Annotated in this window: 11 protein-coding genes; all 11 read right to left on the bottom strand. The window is 38.9% G+C overall.

The window, feature by feature from the left end:
- Nucleotides 1-9 precede the first annotated feature (9 nt).
- A complete protein-coding gene (gene sov, locus DHW03_RS14810; RefSeq protein ID WP_109926590.1) occupies nt 10-7,194 on the bottom strand; it encodes a T9SS outer membrane translocon Sov/SprA in 7,185 nt (2,394 codons plus the stop codon).
- Nucleotides 7,195-7,205: 11 nt separating this feature from the next.
- Nucleotides 7,206-7,790: a Holliday junction branch migration protein RuvA gene (ruvA, locus tag DHW03_RS14815; protein ID WP_109926591.1), complete on the bottom strand. Its 585-nt coding sequence runs from the start codon at nt 7,788-7,790 to the stop codon at nt 7,206-7,208.
- 6 nt (nt 7,791-7,796) lie between these two features.
- Nucleotides 7,797-10,112 carry an NADP-dependent malic enzyme gene (locus DHW03_RS14820; protein ID WP_109926592.1) on the bottom strand — a complete coding sequence of 772 codons (2,316 nt, stop codon included), beginning with the start codon at nt 10,110-10,112 and terminating at the stop codon, nt 7,797-7,799.
- Between the two features lie 332 nt (nt 10,113-10,444).
- A complete protein-coding gene (locus tag DHW03_RS14825) occupies nt 10,445-11,854 on the bottom strand; it encodes a lytic transglycosylase domain-containing protein (protein ID WP_109926593.1) in 1,410 nt (469 codons plus the stop codon).
- A 117-nt stretch (nt 11,855-11,971) separates the two neighbouring features.
- Entirely contained in the window at nt 11,972-13,390 is a 1,419-nt protein-coding gene (gene gatA / locus DHW03_RS14830; protein WP_109926594.1) for an Asp-tRNA(Asn)/Glu-tRNA(Gln) amidotransferase subunit GatA, read from the bottom strand.
- An 18-nt stretch (nt 13,391-13,408) separates the two neighbouring features.
- Nucleotides 13,409-13,609 carry a Sec-independent protein translocase subunit TatA/TatB gene (locus DHW03_RS14835; RefSeq protein ID WP_029287719.1) on the bottom strand — a complete coding sequence of 67 codons (201 nt, stop codon included), beginning with the start codon at nt 13,607-13,609 and terminating at the stop codon, nt 13,409-13,411.
- An 11-nt stretch (nt 13,610-13,620) separates the two neighbouring features.
- Nucleotides 13,621-13,947 (bottom strand): Sec-independent protein translocase subunit TatA/TatB, encoded by a 327-nt coding sequence (locus DHW03_RS14840; protein WP_240618549.1) that lies wholly within the window; start codon nt 13,945-13,947, stop codon nt 13,621-13,623.
- 79 nt (nt 13,948-14,026) lie between these two features.
- Nucleotides 14,027-15,331 (bottom strand): murein hydrolase activator EnvC family protein, encoded by a 1,305-nt coding sequence (locus DHW03_RS14845; protein WP_109926596.1) that lies wholly within the window; start codon nt 15,329-15,331, stop codon nt 14,027-14,029.
- A gap of 388 nt (nt 15,332-15,719) precedes the next feature.
- Complete coding sequence (locus DHW03_RS14850) at nt 15,720-16,511, bottom strand: DUF4292 domain-containing protein (protein WP_109926597.1); 792 nt, start codon at nt 16,509-16,511, stop codon at nt 15,720-15,722.
- Complete coding sequence (locus DHW03_RS14855; RefSeq protein WP_165825427.1) at nt 16,489-18,183, bottom strand: tetratricopeptide repeat protein; 1,695 nt, start codon at nt 18,181-18,183, stop codon at nt 16,489-16,491. Before DHW03_RS14855 ends, DHW03_RS14850 begins: the two co-directional genes overlap by 23 nt.
- A 66-nt stretch (nt 18,184-18,249) precedes the next feature.
- Nucleotides 18,250-18,684, bottom strand: a complete 435-nt coding sequence (gene dut, locus DHW03_RS14860; protein WP_109926599.1) for a dUTP diphosphatase — start codon at nt 18,682-18,684, stop codon at nt 18,250-18,252.
- Nucleotides 18,685-18,687: the final 3 nt, after the last annotated feature.

Here is an 18,687-nt window from a genome sequence, read left to right on the forward strand (position 1 = left end):
AAATCATACCTAATTTAGTGTAAACCTTAAGCTAAACCCGAAATTGCTAAACGAGGTGTTAAACGTTTGCGAAGTGTAGGGTTTGGTAATGTTCGAATCGTAAAACAACTTGATGTTAAATTTCTGGTTCAACACGTAATCAACGCTTGGCCTCAGCGTAATGTTCTTGGCACCCGATGAAACCTCTGCATCTTTAACATCAGCGCGATAAATCACAGTTTTATTATCCCGAATGGCAACATCGAGTTTAAAATCCATGTTGTTATCCATTTTTAAGCCTTTAAACCAACCAAATGGAAAACGGAATTTCGTTGTTCGGTAACCCAAGCCTAATACCATGTTGTTTTCTGATAACTGTGCCAGCTGGCTATTGGCCAAACTCAAGCCCAACAACCTCGATTTGTTTAATTCAAAGGATGCCGTTAAGTTGTTTTTGAAACGGGTATCTATCCCCACCAAAGGCGAGAAGTACTCGGAAATGGTTACCTGTGCAAATTGGAATTGTGGCAAGAAGTTGTTGCTTACATCTCTATTGCTCGAAAAGCCATTGGTCTCGGTATATCGCAATAAAGAGTTGTAACCGTTAACATTATATGCAGAGCGGTAGCCATGTCGGATATCCACAGACGAAAGTTTATCGGCGATGAAAGGAATTCTAGTTAAACCACTATAGGTTAAACTCCAGTTAGGTAATGGAATTTTTGGAAAGGCATTCAGCTTTATTTTGCTTGCATCTTTGCCTTTGTAGGCCGCTAAAAACGCAGAAATAATTACATCTTGACTTTCTTTTCCATAACCATCTGCATAACCACCAGTTGCGCCAGTTGAATTTGGATTTTGTTGCCCTAACCTTCTAGAAATAATGGCCCTGTTATCTTGAAATTGTTGAAACAAGGCTGAGGTTAAAGTTGAATTATTTTCTTTAAAAGCCGTTCCTAAAGCAATGAATGAAACGCTATAATCTCCTGTTGTGATGGCGCTCAGATTTTCGAAAGACGATGCACTTGCTACATACCTAAAATTGGTTGAGAAGTTTCTGGTTTGAGCTTTATTTGCACGTAGCGTAATTCGTAAATCTTTAAAAGGCTCAACTTGTCCGGTTAAACTTAAATCCTCCCTTAATGTGTTTACATAAAGTTGGTTTTGTAAGGTATCAGTCGTTAACCAACCGTTCCCAAAAGCCATATCGCGGATGTCTCTCTGACTTCCGAAAACAAAACCAAGACCAGGTGCACCTGTTACGTTTTCAATACCGAAATAATTGGTCTTAGGTAAATAGCCCGGCAGGAAAATCCCTTTGGTTTGGGTATAGGCTGCATTGATATTTTTTACACTCGTTAATAAATTGATGAAGAAGTTCTTCGTTTTATTTCCATCTTCGGCATTACCCGCATTTCTTACAAAGCCAAATTTATTGTACAGGGTTGTTAAGTTTAAGGTGGGGTTCAGTTGAATGGTTCGGCTGTTTTGAACCGTGTTGCCTAAATTGATATTTGGATCTAAAAGTGTAGATAGCGGCTCTGTTTGCCAATTAAAAACAGTTCCGTAACGGGTTTTAATGCTAACCCAATTCAACCCTGGAATTTTATCAATAGGCAAATTGTAGGTAACATTCAAATTGTGGTTATAATCTGTTGTTCTTCCCAAACGTTTAAGGTTCTGCCAAACGGTATCGCGTTTTAAGCCTTCAATCCTACCATCTGGTTCATCAATAATAGAGTAATTTGTAGCATTAAAATCGAGTTGAAGGGAACGGGTTAAATTCCACGCAATGCCATAAACCCTGCTCATCCTAAAGTTTTTATTAAAGGTTGTTCCAAAGCCATTTTGGTAAATTGGAATCGAATTAAGGGGATCGTTATTTCTCAATGTATTTTCCGAGTACAAACGATCTACATCTATTCTAAAATTAATGGCGCTTGGAAAAATACTAAAATTGAAATCCTTCAACAAAGCGAGCGTATTCGATTTTATGATTTTCTCAAATGGAGCATACTGTTTAGCTTCTTTCGAATAACTATATTGTAAAGAAGCCCGATAGGTATTTTGCAAGCTACTTTGATTAATGAAATCTCTATGGTTATATTGGGTATAGGCATAGCTTACCGCAAAGTTTTCTACATCCCAAAGATGAACGGGCTTCGAATTATTGGTTCTTTCTTTACGCACGTTGGTAAAGTTAATCCCTCTGCGTACGGTGTAATCTTGAGCGAAGTTCAAAATTGAATCTTTTTGTGCCTTTGTAGATTGATCTAAAGTATTTTTTAATTCAATATCAGGTGTACGCGGATTATACTGAGGAGTAGAAACTTGCTTTGAATAACTTACAAACATCGGAATCTTTACGCCAGATTTTTGAGGTAGAAATTTACCCAATTCTACTGCCGAAGAAACATCTAACAGAACATTATCGGCCCTATTTCTTTCACTCACTCTCGAATCGATAGATCCAAAACCGATGGTTGATTTACTTCCAGAAATGTTTACATCAGCAAAATCAGCCAATTTCAAATTCAATCTTGCGGTTGCTGCCCATCCTCCTCGTTCGTCAAACTCAGTTAACCTCAATTCGTTAAACCAAACCAACACGCTTTTATCTAAACCGTCATCACCTTCCGGATTTGCGGGGTTACGTAAAGGATTTTTCACCCCAACCATGTAAACCCTAACTTTACTCATATCGGGCTGTCCCTTTACCACAATAGTTCTGGTACCATCAAAATAGGTGTAAGGAACATTAATTGGCCAAGGCTGTCCGTTGGCTTGCTTTGCCGAATTACGGGCTACTTTTGCATTTTGAAAGAGTGTTAAATCAACATCCATTCGGTTGGCTTCTGGCCAAATTGCATCTGGATCGCTTGTTCCTGGCGGAGTAATTTTTAAGGGCTGTACGTATTCGTAATAATTATCCTGATTATCGGTTCCGATTCTTAAAAAGGCTGCGGTTTCGTTATCGCTTACAATAATGTTGTTTATGGCTTCTGCATGAATAAACATTTCCAAGTGTTTATAAGAACGGAAATCGCTGTATGCAGTTTTGAAGGCAGCCCTACCATAACCATCCCGAAGATTTTTTACGGCTACCGATAAAGATTGTTCATTTAAACGGGTGTCGCCTCTATAATTGCTGTAATCTCTTTCACGTAAAATTCCTGGCGGTGTTACGTAAGGAATAGGAGAACGCTTTCCATTTTCTTCAATGTTTACTGTAGAAACTTCGATGGTCGAATTATCTGGCGTTAATGCAGGCAATGCCGGATCAATGATTGCTTGATCTCCAGTGTTTTTGGCATTGTATTCTCGCCATTCGCCACGAATCAACTGCATTTTAGCAAATCGCATTACGGTGGTATCGGCAAAATTTGTCATAAACATCCTGAAGAAACGGATGGATTTGAAATCTTGAATGTTACCTACCTTTGCTTGATATTGATTGATTGGAATTCGAAACTGGTACCACGAAACCGCTTGTGTATTTCCATTGGCAAGTTTAACCTGCGAGGTAACTTTATCGGTAATGAAATTCTGACCCACCACTAAATCTGCAGGGCGCATAGAAACTTTATATTGAAAGTATTCATCGCTTTGCGTCATGTTGTTGTCCCGATTGATATCTTCTCCGTCTGGTAAAGAAGTTGAAGCAGAATTTTCTAATCCGAGTTCTTCTTGCGATTGTTGTGAAGTTTTTGAATTGCCTTCTGGTCCGTTATATTTTTCGTAGCGCTTTAATATTCCAGCATTAATTTGATCTAGTGCGGGGCCTCTAAAATAACTATAGTTATCAGATGCTGGATCGTTATCTATTTCGGCCGCAGCCGTTTCATTTAACTGTGCTCTAATTTGAGTGAGGGCAGCATTAAATTTAGCACGTTCATTCGCGTCAGACAAACCATCCAAACCCACATCCTGCGCTTTACGGCTATCTGGATTATTATCAAATGCTTGCACAACGGGTTGTAGTTTCGGCACCCGCCCCCAAGCTGTTTCATCGTATTTAGTTGGATCATTTCCTGCTGGTAGGCCATTTTCTAAAGATTTACGTCCATCTTTAAGTATATCCTCTGAAATGTTACCCAAATTGAAATATACATCTCCCCCTACGGAATTTGGTTTATAGATAAATGGATCCAACACCCAAAGCTCAATAAATCCAACGTTTAGTGCCTCAAAATCATTAGTTTCGATTTTGCGTTGAAAACCTCCCCATCTGGTTCTTGGATTTAGCAACCGACCGTCGCTGGCAAAACCAGTGGTACTAAAATTGTATGGCCCACGCAAGGTTGGGTAATAGGCAACATCAAAAGTTGTAATGTTTAAGGCTTGCCCGGTTGCCGTTTCCTTAAAAGGAAATACTTCTTGCTCAATTACTTCCCTCACATAATGATTGGAAAGTTCGGTGGCGTTGTTACGAATATTGGATGGTGTTGTAGAAGCAGCAGAATTATAAAAAGTTGGGTCGATGTTATAAAACGCCACTCTAGCCCTATTGTATCCATAAGCTAAATCATTGCTTAGGGCATATTCTGGGAACATTTGCGGTGTACCCGAAAGCTGCCATGCGATAGCGCTTTTTAAATCGATAACTGATCTTGATGCTTCAAAATCATCTAAATAACTTACTCCATTTTTACTGCCAGCAAAGTTTAGTGCGCTTGGGTGGCCCGGAATTAATTGTGCAAATTCTCCGTAAAAGGTAACACTTGAAGGTGCTTTGGTCGAAATTAAGGGCAGCTTATCAACCAATTTGGTTAAAAACCTTGATGGTGAGCTGTAGTTCAAATCGGCACCCCAAATGGTATTCGAAATCGGTTCTTCGCCAATGTTTACTTTTTGCGTTAGCGGTTTCTCCGTCAGGTTCATAATGGTACCGCCCAAATTCAATTTATTATTTACACGATAATCCAATCGGGTTCCAAATAAAGAACGCTGTTGTAAACCAAAAAGCTCATTATTTTCTGTGGTAATTCTAATCGGCTGACCCGAGGTTAATAGTGCCTGATTGATGATACTTACCCGACCGCCCTGATAGTCAACTGTAAAATCTACACCCTCGGTTAGTGGCATCGTACCCGCAAAAACTTTTACCGATCCTTCTGGAACATTAATGGCATTTAAGCTAAATTCGGATGAAACCTCTGATTGATAATGACCCTTAAGTATATATCGGTTTTGATTTTGGAACAATTGCTTCGCAATGGTTTGCGTAGAATCGTAGAGCGCAGTAAAGGTATATTTATCAATTAAGGCCTGTTCGCTAGGTAGAAACCTGTTTGCTAAATCCTTTCCGAATGGTTCAATAATGGGAAAAATGATTCTACCATTTGCAGGATCGATCGTAATGTAACCGTTATTTGTATTATTTACCAACGATGAAAGACCAGAACTGGAAAGACTGGAACTAAAAGGGCTATTGTTGGCCGCTGTATTGGATGAAAAATAAGATCCGAAGGCATTGTTTGCAGCAACGAAGTCGAACACCCCATCAGGCTTTCTTTCATTCTGCTGATTTAACCTATCGAACTCTGTTAAGGCAATCCATTGCTTATTGGCCGTATTTTGGCCTTCCGTCATAATGGGTTTTTCTACACCACTTTCGTTATCAATCCTATAAATATCTAGCTTAAAATTTTGGCTGCTAATTTGGTAACCACCAATTGAATAGATGTTTTTCATCATCAAATCCCAAGTTGGAAGGTTAATTTTAGTGGTTTCGTTCTTTAAAAGTTTGGTATATAAAACTTTCGGACTATTTGGATCGAAAGGAACATCTGTTGAAAATTCACCCACTTGATATTCTACTCCATTGTAGGTGTAACGGTAAGCCACAGCCAGCACCTCATCAGAATTTAATGGGTTGTTTAATGAAAGATAACCCAATTGCGGTTGAAAGGTAAACTCCCTATCGGTCAGTTTTCGTGCATAGATTAACTTAGCAAAGTTATCTGTACCTCTATTGGCCTGAAAAAAGTTGATGACATCATTAGAGTTTGTTAATCTAGAATTTGCTGGCAACACCTGTAACAAATTGTTGGATTGCTGTGCGAAGCCAGTTGCGGTTGTACCGGCTGGCAATGCCGATGTACCACCAGCTACTTGAGCGGTATTAAATGGCACATTCTCGCCCAAATCGATCAGTCCCAAAACATCCCTTGAATCGTTGGTATTGCCCGATTTATTGGTAATCCAAACTTCTATTTTTGTAATCTGAATGGGCGACGTAATGATCGGCGCATTGGCGAGGTTTTTATTGTAGTTGTTTCTAAAATATTGCGCCAAGAAGAAGTGTTTATTGGCCTCATAATTATCGGCACTTACACTAAATACATTTTGTTGTGCACCGTTGGTAATCTTAATTTCTCGGGATTGCGATTTCTGCTGCGTGTAAACACTGGTTACGTTTAACTTCCCAAATTGAAGTTGGGTTTTGATCCCAAATAAGGCCTGTGTTCCAGAAATTAATGAAGTGTTTAAAGGCAAGCTTACATTACCGGCTTCGATTTTTTTGATGATATCATCCGGCCCGCCCGTATAATCTAGTTTAATCTGATTTTCAAAATCGAACTGCGCCTCAGTGTTATAATTGCTTTTGATTTTTAACTTGGTACCGATGTTACCCACCAAATCCATCTGAATTCTTTGGTTAAAATCGAAGTTAGTTTGCACCCTTTGTCTTTCGTTAAAGAGTGGGTTTTCGTTTTTATTGATCCGCCCTAGAAAAGTTAATTCAGCTTCACCACGCGGCTGAATATCTATTGTTTGTCCACCAAATAATTTTTCAAAAGCCTTACTATTTACCTGAATTGGCGGAATAATGCCCGTGCTTCTGAAATCGCTTACTTCGGCGTTTGAAATACTGCGCCAATTTCCCCGCTTTACTTCACTGTTCACCAAACGAGAATATTCATCAACTGTTAAATACTGCGTTTGCGTAACGTATTTATCGCCAATGAGTTCTTTAACAACGTACCTTTTGTTTTTGGCATCGTACTCTACAATTCGCTTGATATTGCTCGGCAAGGGGTAAAATGGATTCGTAGAGGGGCTTATCCCAAGCAATTGTTTTTCGCGTAGGCTAAAGTTATTTTTTGACGCAGTTGTGTCTGCTTTGCCAGCTATGACCTGAGAGAGGGTAGTTTGAGAGGCAAATAAAATAAAAAGTGGGATGAGAAATAATAGGGTATATATTCTCTTCAAAGGCGTTTGGTTTATAAATTTTTCAAAGCTTGTTTAATTAGTTGCTCAACCGAAAGTGTTCCTTCAGTTACTTTTAATATTTGATCGATGGTTTTTTCGGCAGTTTGTTTGGCAAAACCGAGCATTACCAAAGCTGATAACGCTTCATCTTTAACGGTATTGTGTAGAGGCATAGAAATTAATGAATCTACCCCCTCTTTTTTTAATTTGTCTTGTAATTCTAAAACCAAACGTTGTGCGGTTTTAGCCCCTAAGCCTTTAATGCGTTGGATTAAAGGCAAATCTGCATGAACAATTGCAGCCTGAATTTCTATCGGAGTGATAGAAGATAAAATCATTCTTCCGGTATTTGGGCCAATGCCCGATACAGAAATGAGATGTAAGAATAAACGGCGTTCGCCCTCATCGGCGAAGCCGTATAATGTATGCGCATCTTCTTTTACATGCAACCAAGTGTATAGCTTACACCTCTCGGTATCGCCCAGATTGCTATAGGTATTTAAAGAGATGTTAATATGATAGCCTATACCTCCGGCTTCAACCACAACATAAGCCGGGCTTTTAAAAGCTAATTTACCATCAATATAGGCGTACATCTTATTTTATTTTTTAATTGCTTTACTAAATAGACCTTTGCGTTTCGATGCGGCAATCTCTTCTTTAGCCTGCACATCTACAACTGCAATAGTAACCATATTTATGATCTCTCTTACCGAACTTCCTAATTGAACAATATGAACAGGCTTATTCAATCCTAACAAAATCGGACCAACTGCTTCTGCCCCACCCAATTCTTGTAACAATTTATAAGCAATATTACCCGATTCCAAGTTAGGGAAAATTAAAGTATTTGCCGGTGCATCTGCCAATGTGCTAAACGGAAAATTATCTTCTAACAATTCATTGTTAATGGCAAAGTTCCCTTGCATTTCGCCGTCCACAATAACTTCTGGATGGTTTTTGTGAAGCAACCTGGCAGTTTCTCTCACTTTTTCTGGCGTAACACCATCGTTAGAACCAAAGTTGGAATAAGACAACAGCGCAATACGCGGTTTGATGTTAAATTGCTTAACGGATTTATCGAGCAATAGCGTAATATCTACCAATTCTTCTGCTGTTGGATCGACGTTAACTGTAGTGTCGCCAAAGAATACAGGCCCCTTTTTGGTCATCATCATGTACATGCCGGCAACACGCTTAACACCCGGCTCCACACCAATTACATGCAAGGCTGGTTTTATGGTAGAACCATAGTTTTTAGTTAAACCAGAAATCATGGCATCGGCTTCTCCAAACTCAACCATTGATGCGCCAAAGTAATTCCGATCCCTTAATAATTTGGTTGCATCGCTAGCAGAAACGCCTTTTCGTTGACGTTTTTTGAACAATGCATCCGCATATTTTTTGGTCTTTTCTGGCTCTTGCATCTGGTCGATAATCAATACGCCTTCCAGTTCCAAAGCATGTTCATCTATAATGGTTTGTATCTTTTCTTTGTTTCCCAGCAAAATTGGAATTGCAATCCCCTCATCTTTAACAATTTGAGCCGCTTTCAAAATTTTGTAATTATCGGCCTCTGCAAATACAACGCGTTTAGGATCTGATTTTGCTTTGGTGGTAATGGCACGCATAATTACATCATCCAAACCTAAACGTTTCCTCAATTCTTCTGAGTAAGCATCCCAATCGGTAATGATTTTACGGGCCACACCGCTTTCTATGGCTGCTTTTGCTACCGCGATAGATACTTCTGTAATCAACCTAAAATCAACTGGTTTTGGAATGATGTATTCTTTACCGAATTTAAGGTTCCGGGCATTGTAGGCCAAGTTTACAGCTTCTGGAACTGATTTTTTTGCCAGCTCGGCGATGGCTTTTACCGCAGCAATTTTCATCGCTTCGTTGATGCTGGTTGCACGAACATCTAAAGCACCACGAAAAATATATGGGAAACCTAACACGTTGTTCACCTGATTTGGATAATCAGAACGGCCTGTAGCCATAATGATATCCTTGCGGGTTTTGATCGCTAAATCATATGCAATTTCAGGATTTGGGTTAGCCATGGCAAAAACAATAGGATTTTTAGCCATCGAGCTCAGCATCGGAGCTGTAACACAATCTGCTGAGGAAAGACCAATAAAAACATCAGAGTCTTTCATTGCCTCTTCAAGAGTGTTTATTTTTCGATCAGTAGCAAATTCTGCCTTAATTTCATCCAGCACCGCACGATCTTTACGGATCACTCCAGAACGATCGCACATGACGATGTTTTCTTTCTTAGCACCCAAAGAAACATAAAGCTTGGTACAAGAAATTGCAGCGGCGCCAGCGCCATTTACCACAATTTTAATCTTGTCCATTTTCTTTTTGAATATTTCGCAAGCATTTAACAAGGCAGCAGCCGATATAATCGCTGTACCGTGCTGGTCATCATGCATTACTGGAATATTCATTTCCTCTTTCAAGCGACGCTCGATTTCGAAACATTCTGGCGCTTTGATGTCTTCTAAGTTCACACCACCAAAAGTGGGTTCTAAAGCCTTAACAATCTTTACGAAGTCATCTACATTTTTCGTGTCTAATTCCAAATCGAACACATCGATATCAGCGAATATCTTGAATAGCAAGCCTTTACCTTCCATAACAGGTTTACCTGCTTCTGGGCCAATATCGCCTAAGCCTAAAACGGCTGTACCATTACTAATTACGGCAACTAAATTGCCTTTTGCGGTATATTTATAAACGTCTTCTTTATTTTCTGCAATTTTTAAGCATGGTTCTGCAACACCAGGAGAGTACGCTAAAGTTAAATCTCTTTGAGAATTAGTAGGTTTTGTAGGTACTACTTGTATCTTTCCCGGACGACCTTGAGCGTGGTAATCAAGTGCATCTTGCTTTTTATTGGTTTTACTCATTACGTAACTTATTAGTGACCGCGCAAAGGTACAATTCTTTTATTAGGCAAGAAATAAATATGCTGTTCATTTAAGAATAAACAGACAATGAAACCCAAAAAACCAATACAGGCAAAAGCATATATTGGTTTTAAGACGATAACAAAAATTAGTGCTTTTTTAAGCTGTGTTCGGTTTACGCCCTAAAGAAGAAGGACGAAAGGAAATGAGCATGATTAAGATGTTGGAATAAATTCAGGGTTCTTTTAGCTTCTAAACAGATAATTTTTTGTTTTCCCGAACTCCCGTTATTTAAAATTTTAAAAAGGCCCATTTAGAACAATCCTTTTTTACTAGCCCTTACTTATTTTCAACACCATTCCAGGTTGCAAACCCGCTTTAGCCAATCTGTTGTCTCTCTTAATCCGCTGAACGGTTGCACCATCAAATTTTTCGGCAATTTCCGAAAGTGTATCTCCAAGTTTAACTTTGTAGCTTAAAAAAGAAGCAGGTGCTTTGAGCTTATTTTGGTTTTTGGCATACACCTTAAGGGTTTGACCAGGTACAATTGTTTTCGCCTTTAAGCCGTTCCAAACCTTTAAATCTTGAACCTCTACGCCATACTTATCGGCAACAGTATTAAGCGTTTGTCCGGAAGCAACCTTATGATAAACTACATTAGGATTTGAGTTGGGCGCAACCAACGACTTTTTCTTCCGTAACTCGCGAACATCATCCGTGCTTGCCTGAATAATTCTCATATCTGTATCTGCTGCCGAGTTATTTAGTGCATCGTACACACCTGCGTAATCAAAATTCTTAAGCTTGGGCATCACAATCCTTTTCGGGAGTTCATCTGTGCCGTTTACAATTTTCTTTTTATAAGATGGATTTAATGCCAGCAGGGTAGTTTCTTCTACATTTAATGCTTTAGCCAAGGTAGATAACGAGACAAATTTATTCACCTGAACGGTATCCGTTTTCAAAAAAAGGTTACAAGCTTGTGCCGTAATTTGATGCTTTCCCGAATAATTCATCACATACACCGCAGCAATAAAGGCGGGCACATAGTTTCGGGTTTCTTTGGGTAAAAACTGCCTAATTTCCCAAAAATCTCTTGATCCAGCCTTGTCCATCGCACGGGTTACATTTCCCTTACCACAATTGTAAGCCGCAATGGCCAACAACCAATCGCCTAATTCTTCAAAAGCATCTCTAAAATAAGCCGCGGCTGCATAACTGGCTTGGATGGGGTCTTTACGTTCATCAACAAAATTATCCATCTTTAAGCCATAGGCCTTCCCTGTACCAAACATAAATTGCCAAATGCCCGTTGCACCTACTCTAGAAATGGCATGTGGATTCATTTGCGATTCGACAATCGTTAAATATTTAATTTCTGTTGGAAGATTATAATCCTTTAAGGCTTTATCAAAAATTGGGAAGTAATAATTGGACAGGCCAATCATTTTACCAAACATATCTTTACGCTTGGCATAAATGTCGATATACTGTTGAACATATTCGTTATAAGGCAAAGGTATCGTCTTCACAATCGAATCTAACCGAAGCTTATAAATGTAATTTTGCCCCATTAACAAGGGGTTTTCATAAATTAAAGGAACAGCAACAGTATCTGTATTGATGAATATATTGTTCTGAGCTTTTGAAATGCTATCGGGTTTAACGATTTTTTGCGCATTTGTGGAAGATGCAAGTCCGATTAAAGCACAAAGGGATGTAAAAAGTAATTTTTTAATCATGGGCTATTTGGTTTTATTTCGCTACCCACAGATGTGATAATAAAAATCTGATATTCAATTCCTTATAAAAGAATCGAGGCTAACGAAAATACGAACACCGCTCAACCGAGCTAATGCCTATTTTAAAAATGCCTGAGAGAAGGCCAGAAGCCTATCTTCCTCAAAATGTTTGGCTGTAAACTGAATACTTAACGGCAAACCCTCGCTATTATTGCCCAAGGGTAATGCGATGGCCGGATTACCACTTAATGATGGCAGAACCGTAAAAATATCTGCCATGTACATCACTAAAGGATCTTGCATATTATCGCCAATTTTAAACGCAGGTGTTGGTGCCACTGGCGATAAAATCAAATCGTAATCCTGAAATAAGGCATCCAATTTTTCTCGAATCAATCTTCTTACTTGTTGTGCTTTTTGATAGTAGGCATCATAATATCCAGCACTTAAAACAAAGGTTCCCAATAAGATTCTTCGTTTTACCTCTTCCCCAAAACCTTCCGCACGAGATTTCTTGTATAACTCCGTTAACGATTTTGCATCTGTATTTCTATAACCGTAATGCACACCATCATACCGAGATAAGTTTGAAGAGGCCTCTGCAGTAGTTAAGATGTAATAAGCAGGAACGAGGTATTCTAAAAGGTCGAAAGACACATACTCAACCGTATGCCCCTCTGCTTTTAACTTTTCTATCGATTTTAAAATGGCCGCCTTAATTTCTGGATCAAGCGCATCGCTCTCGATCGTTTCTTTTAAAACCGCAATTTTTTGTTTTTTATTTTTAAGAAGTTGGGCTGGATAATCAGGTACATCTATGGGCGCAACTGTAGAGTCATTGTCGTCTGCACCAGCTAAAACTTGTAAAAGCAAAGCGGCATCTTCTACAGATGACGTGATGGGCCCTACTTGATCGAATGATGAAGCGTAAGCAATTACACCGTATCTGGAAATTCGTCCATAAGTGGGTTTTAGCCCAATCTGTCCACAAAATGCAGCGGGCTGCCTAACCGAACCTCCTGTGTCAGTTCCCAATGCCGACAAACACATATCAGCTTGAACGGCAACTGCCGAACCCCCTGATGAACCTCCGGGAACAAGTTCTGAATTGGCGGCGTTTTTAACCGACCCGAAATACGATGTCTCATTTGAGCCACCCATGGCAAACTCATCACAATTTAAGCGGCCGATAATCACGGCATCTTCCTGTAACAAACGTTTAACAACTGTGGATGAATAAGGGGATACGAAACCATCGAGCATTTTCGATGAAGCCGTAACCACATGATCTTGATAACAGATGTTATCTTTAATACCAATCACCATGCCTGCAAGTTTCCCTGCTGTACCGTTTTCTATTTTTTGCTGTACCGCTTTCGCCTGAACTTCTGCCGAATAAAAAAACACCTCGTTGAATGCATTGAGGTGTTTGTTAGCTTCAATTTGCTTAAAATAATAAGCTAATAAATCGGGTAGAGTTAATTGCTTTTGCGAAATGAGCGTTTGTACCTCTTTTAGAGAGCTGTATTTCTTCAAAACTAAAATTTATTGCAATTAAACGGTTTTATCGCGGTTGGAAGGATCTACTTGTTCTCCATCAACACCGTCTTTACCATCTTTAAATTCTTTAACACCTTTACCTAAACCACGCATAAGTTCAGGAATTTTTTTGCCACCAAATAATAAAAGTACCACTACGGCAATAATAATTATTTCTGGTGTTCCAAGCATTGCTGCTATTGTTGTATTTAACATAACTATTTTGATTAAACTTTTTGACTATCAGTTACTGTTTTTTCATCAATGGAAGTGCTAACTGAGGGATGTGGGGTATTCACTGTGGGTTCAACTTTGTCATCAACCGAAGGGGTTGCGGCGGTTTGATGAGTCTCACTATTCGTGGCAACTACTTCTTCTTCCTTGTCTAAATCCATCGAGTTTATATTTCTATGAATTTCACGCTTAACGCCGTCAGAAGCGTCTTTAAACTCTCTAATTCCTTTGCCTAAGCCCCTTGCCAATTCTGGTAATTTTTTACCTCCAAACAACAAAAGGACAACCACTAAAATGAGTACGATCTCTGATCCACCCATGTTTAAAAATTCTAATAACGTGCCTTGATACATCACTAATCTATTTTATACAAATATAAACATTTAAAACTGTGTTCTTTTATTTACTAATCCAAGCCTCAGGGTTTAACGTAGATTGGCCTCGTCTAATCTGGAATTTCAGAATCGCATCATCACCAGTATTGGCCACCGATCCTATGGCTTGTTTGGTATCTACTGAATTTCCAACACTAACACTTACGCCCCTTAAATTTTGATAAACGGTAAAGTATTCTCCATGGCTAATTACAACAGCAGTACGCCCCATAATATTCTGAACCATAACAACTTTACCGGCAAAAACGGCTCTAACTGTTGCGCCATCATTCGTGGTAATATCTACACCATCATTGGTATAACTTGCCAAATCTACCTTGTGCAGCCCATATCTTTCCGTTATGCTGCCCGTGGCAACCGGCCAAGGCAACCTCCCTCTGTTGTTTTCAAAACCAGCAGATAATCTTGCCGTTTCCGGTGTAGCGGTTAACAGCTCACTGGTAGTTTTTTCTTTAGTTGCCGGAGCAGTATTGGTTTTTGGTACCGGTTTATTTTCTGCTTTGGCTTTGGCCTCAGCCGCTCTGGCTTCAGCAGCAGCTTTTGCAGCCGCTAAACGCGCCTCTTCTGCGGCTTTTCTTCTGGCTTCTTCAATTGCACGTTGAATGGCAGCTCTAATTGCTCGGTCAATTTGCTGTTGTTCTCTTTTCTTAGAAGAAATATCCTGCTTAAATTGTCGCTCCTGTTTAGTCAGCTTACTTAAAGCAACCGATTGCTGGCTCTTATCCTTGCCTAAACGTGCTCGCTCTTCTTCCTGCTCCCTCAACAAAGTACTTTTTTCCTTCAGGGTTTTATCCAAAACCTTAATTTTTCCATTTAAATCTTGCTGGGTATTTTCAATATAACCCGCCTGTTTTTTACGGTACTGACTAAATTGCTGTAAATATTTAATTCTTTTGTAGGCTTGGTTAAAATCTTTTGCCGCAAAAATAAACATCATTTTATCGTATGAGTTTCTGTTGCGTTGCGCAAATCGAATCATACCCGCATATTCCTTTTTAAGATCGCCCAGTTGACCTTGCAACGTATGTACGGTGTTTGTGTTCTGAGAGATTTGATTATCTAGATTTTTAATTTCGGAATTGATGGTTCCGATTTTATCCTGGCGCAGTCTAATTTGCGCATTAATGGCATTAATTTGCTGTAACGTTAGCTTTTTACCGCTAGCCGTCTTATTTAAATTTCTTTGGAGCTGCTCAATTTCCCGCTCAATAGCTTCCTTTTTCTTTCTTAGCTGACTTTCAGTTTGCGCTGAAGCCATAAATGCAAAACAACTGAAAAAGAGAATAAATAGGAGTTTGTGTACCTTCATCAAGCCAAAAGTATAAAAATTTTACAGTAAAAAATATTAAAAAGAAGATACAGAAGGCGTAAATGCTTCTACCAGAATCATCTTCACTCAATCTTCATCCTTCGTATCACAATATTTAAGAAAAATTCACCGCATTTTATTTTAGGTAAATGAGTTTCAGTAGCAGTTGGCTAAGGTTCTGTCCCGCCCTTCATTCCAAATCCTCGCCTCGTTCCTCGGCTACGGGTTTTCCATTAGGGTCGGGTTTAGGTGGCACAAATTGTGGTATCATTAATGGCTAACAAACCAAATGCAGGAAATAAGGTAAGTAAAAGCAGCTAAGCACTATCGAAATTACCACATCAGCAAACCAATGAACATATTTTGCCAGCAACAACCTATACTATTGTTACTTAATTACTGTATATCTTTTAGGAACTGTAAACGGAAAATCAACAGGAACATTGCCATCCATTTTTACAAACTGCAAATTGATATTGATTTTTTTAGCACCAGAGAGGGTATTAATCTGCAAGGCACCTGGAAATAAAAATTCGTTTAGTTTTTGATAATCGGTATAAGTTACTTTTAAGGCTTGCCCCGCTTTGGAGTCGTTTAAATTGGTTTCAGATACTTTATAAAGTGTATTAAATAAGAATTTGTAATCTAAAGTTTCACGATTGCCAGAAACCACCCAAACACCATTTTCTTGTTTCAAGGTCGATTTTTCATTCAAGAAATCATCCACCGCATTACCTGTTAAAATGGCTTGTAAAGTGTTAAAATTTACTTGTTTGTTGGTGAACGTATAAATATAGCTGAAGGGTTTTTTTATGTATTCGCTTTTAAGCTTATTCATTATTTTAATGCTATCTGGAGTAATTAGCGCTCTTGCTACCTCGGCTAAACCACCCAGCGCAGTTATACTTACCCAAATGGTTTCTTTGTCTTTCATCTTGATGTTCATCGCCACATCATTAGCATCGCCAGAAATATCAAGAGTAGCTTTAGCTTTTAAAGAAAGCGTATTAAATTTGAGTTGTTTGCCATTTAGTAGCGTAAGTGCTTCGGCTTTAGAATTGTCCGTTTTAACATCTGTTTTGGTTGGTGGAGCAACTACGATTTCTTTTTTGGGTTTACAGGCAGATAAATAAGATACTGCAACTAAAACTAAAAGGCTATTTAAAATATTTTTTTTCATTTATCTTTTTATTTAATAATTCTGAGCCGTTTCCAGCTTGCTTTGCTTTTTGCCATTGTATTAAGGCCTCCTCTTTATCACCCTTCATGTAAAGAATATCGCCATAACGCTCCAAGTAAACACCGCTCTTGCTGCTATTGTTTTGCAAAGCTTTCTCTATCCAAATCTTTGCCAAATCATACTTTTGTTGCTTAAATAAAATAAAAGCATAGGTATCTGCTACTGATGAATTGTTGGGCATGGCATTAGCAGCCGTTTCTGCATATTTTGCTGCCTTAACCAAATCATCATTTTTCAAGGCCAAATAGAAAGCATAGTTATTCATAATCAGGTAATTATCTGGCTCTATACTTATGGCTTTTTCAAAGGCTGTTTTTGCAGCTGCAAAATTATTTTGGTTGATGAAAATATCTCCCTGCAAAGCATAAACCTGTGCTTGTAAACTCTTGTTTTCTACATCCAACTGCAAGGCATTTTTTAAGTTGGTTTGAGCTGCTTCAAATTTCCCGGTTTTAAATTCGGCGTAGGCCATGTAATAATAAAGCCCTGCCTGGTTCGGATAAATGGTAAGTGCTTCATCCCCTACCTTAAGTGCATCATCATAATGGCCCAATAAAGTTTGAATGTTAATTACCTGTTCCCAAACCACATAAACCTGCTCACTTTGTTTTAAGGCCAGCTGATATTGAACCAAAGCATCGGCCAATTTATTTTGTTGGTATAAAACATCTCCATAAAGCGCCAATGCCTTTGCAGACGCAGGGTTTTTACTGGCGACAATTTTACTTAATTCGGTAACATTTTGACGTACCGCGGGCTGATCCAATTTTGGAAACAATCCTGCAATAATTTTAACTTTTTCATCAAGTGGCATTTCGGCACTTTCAAAAGCAAGCTTAAGGCTCGCAAAAGCAGCATCGTCGTTTTTTTGCTTGCGATATATGTCCGCCAAGGCTAAATTCACCTCAAAGTTGTTCGGCTCTAACTTTTGGGCTTTAATTAACACATTCAGCGCCTCCGCATCATTACCTTTTTGAAGTAATAAGCCCGCTGCATACAAATAGTTTTTTACATCAGCTTGGTTGCCCTCCAAAAGTTTTATAATGTCGCTATCAGTGGCACCACCTTTTTGCAAAAAACGTTGTTTGGCCCTTGTTAAATCACTCGAAGTGCCAAATTTGACTTCAATTTCATCATAAGTTTTTTTCGAAGCCTCTACTTGTCCTGATAAAAACTGGGCATTTGCCTTATCAAAATAATAGGAATCATTTTCGGGTTGCAACCGAATAAGCTGAGTAAAAACATCCACCAATTCAGACATTTTATTGGTTCGTTTATATACTTCACCCAGCAATCGCCAATACCATGGGTTAGTGGCATTTAACTTTATGGCTTGTTTTACCGCTTGTTCAGCTTCCTGCAATTTATCTTGTCTTAAATTTGCATTTGCCAATTCAAAAAGAGCAGCGTGGTTATCGGGATCAAGGGATATGATTTTTGAAAAATTTGTGGAGGCAAGGACATAATTCTCCGTCATTTTTTCGCGAAGGCCAGCAAAAAAAAGTTGCTTTACCACATTACTATCGCGACTGGTATTTGGCAAAGGGCTAACCTGAGCTAAAGCAGATACGCTTAAGAGAAGCAGCACCATAAAAACATATACTCTATTCATATCCATTAATGATTGAAGCCATATAAATTGAATCAGAAAACAGCAGATTTTAAACCAAAAACGAAACTATTTTTTCCCAGTATGGCCGTAACCACCTTCACCTCTAGCTGTTTCAGTCAGTTCATCAACAGGTTGCCAAATCACCGTTTCATGTTTCGCTACCACCATTTGCGCAACCCGATCACCATCATTAATGGTAAAATCTGTATCTGATAAATTTACCAATAAAACTTTTAGTTCGCCACGATAATCCGCATCTATGGTACCCGGAGCATTTACGATACTGATGCCATACTTGAAGGCCAAACCACTGCGCGGTCTAATCTGTGCCTCAAAACCAATCGGCAGTTCTATGTATAAACCCGTTGGAATCAGCAATCGCTGTAAGGGTTTAAGAATGATTTCTTCTGTAATTGATGCCCTCAAATCCATCCCAGCCGCATGTGCAGTTTCATACTGTGGCAAAGGGTGTTGAGATTTATTAACGATTTTTATTTCCATCTA

It is taken from the genome of Pedobacter yonginensis (assembly GCF_003173595.1).
GTDB classification, from domain to species: domain Bacteria; phylum Bacteroidota; class Bacteroidia; order Sphingobacteriales; family Sphingobacteriaceae; genus Pedobacter; species Pedobacter yonginense.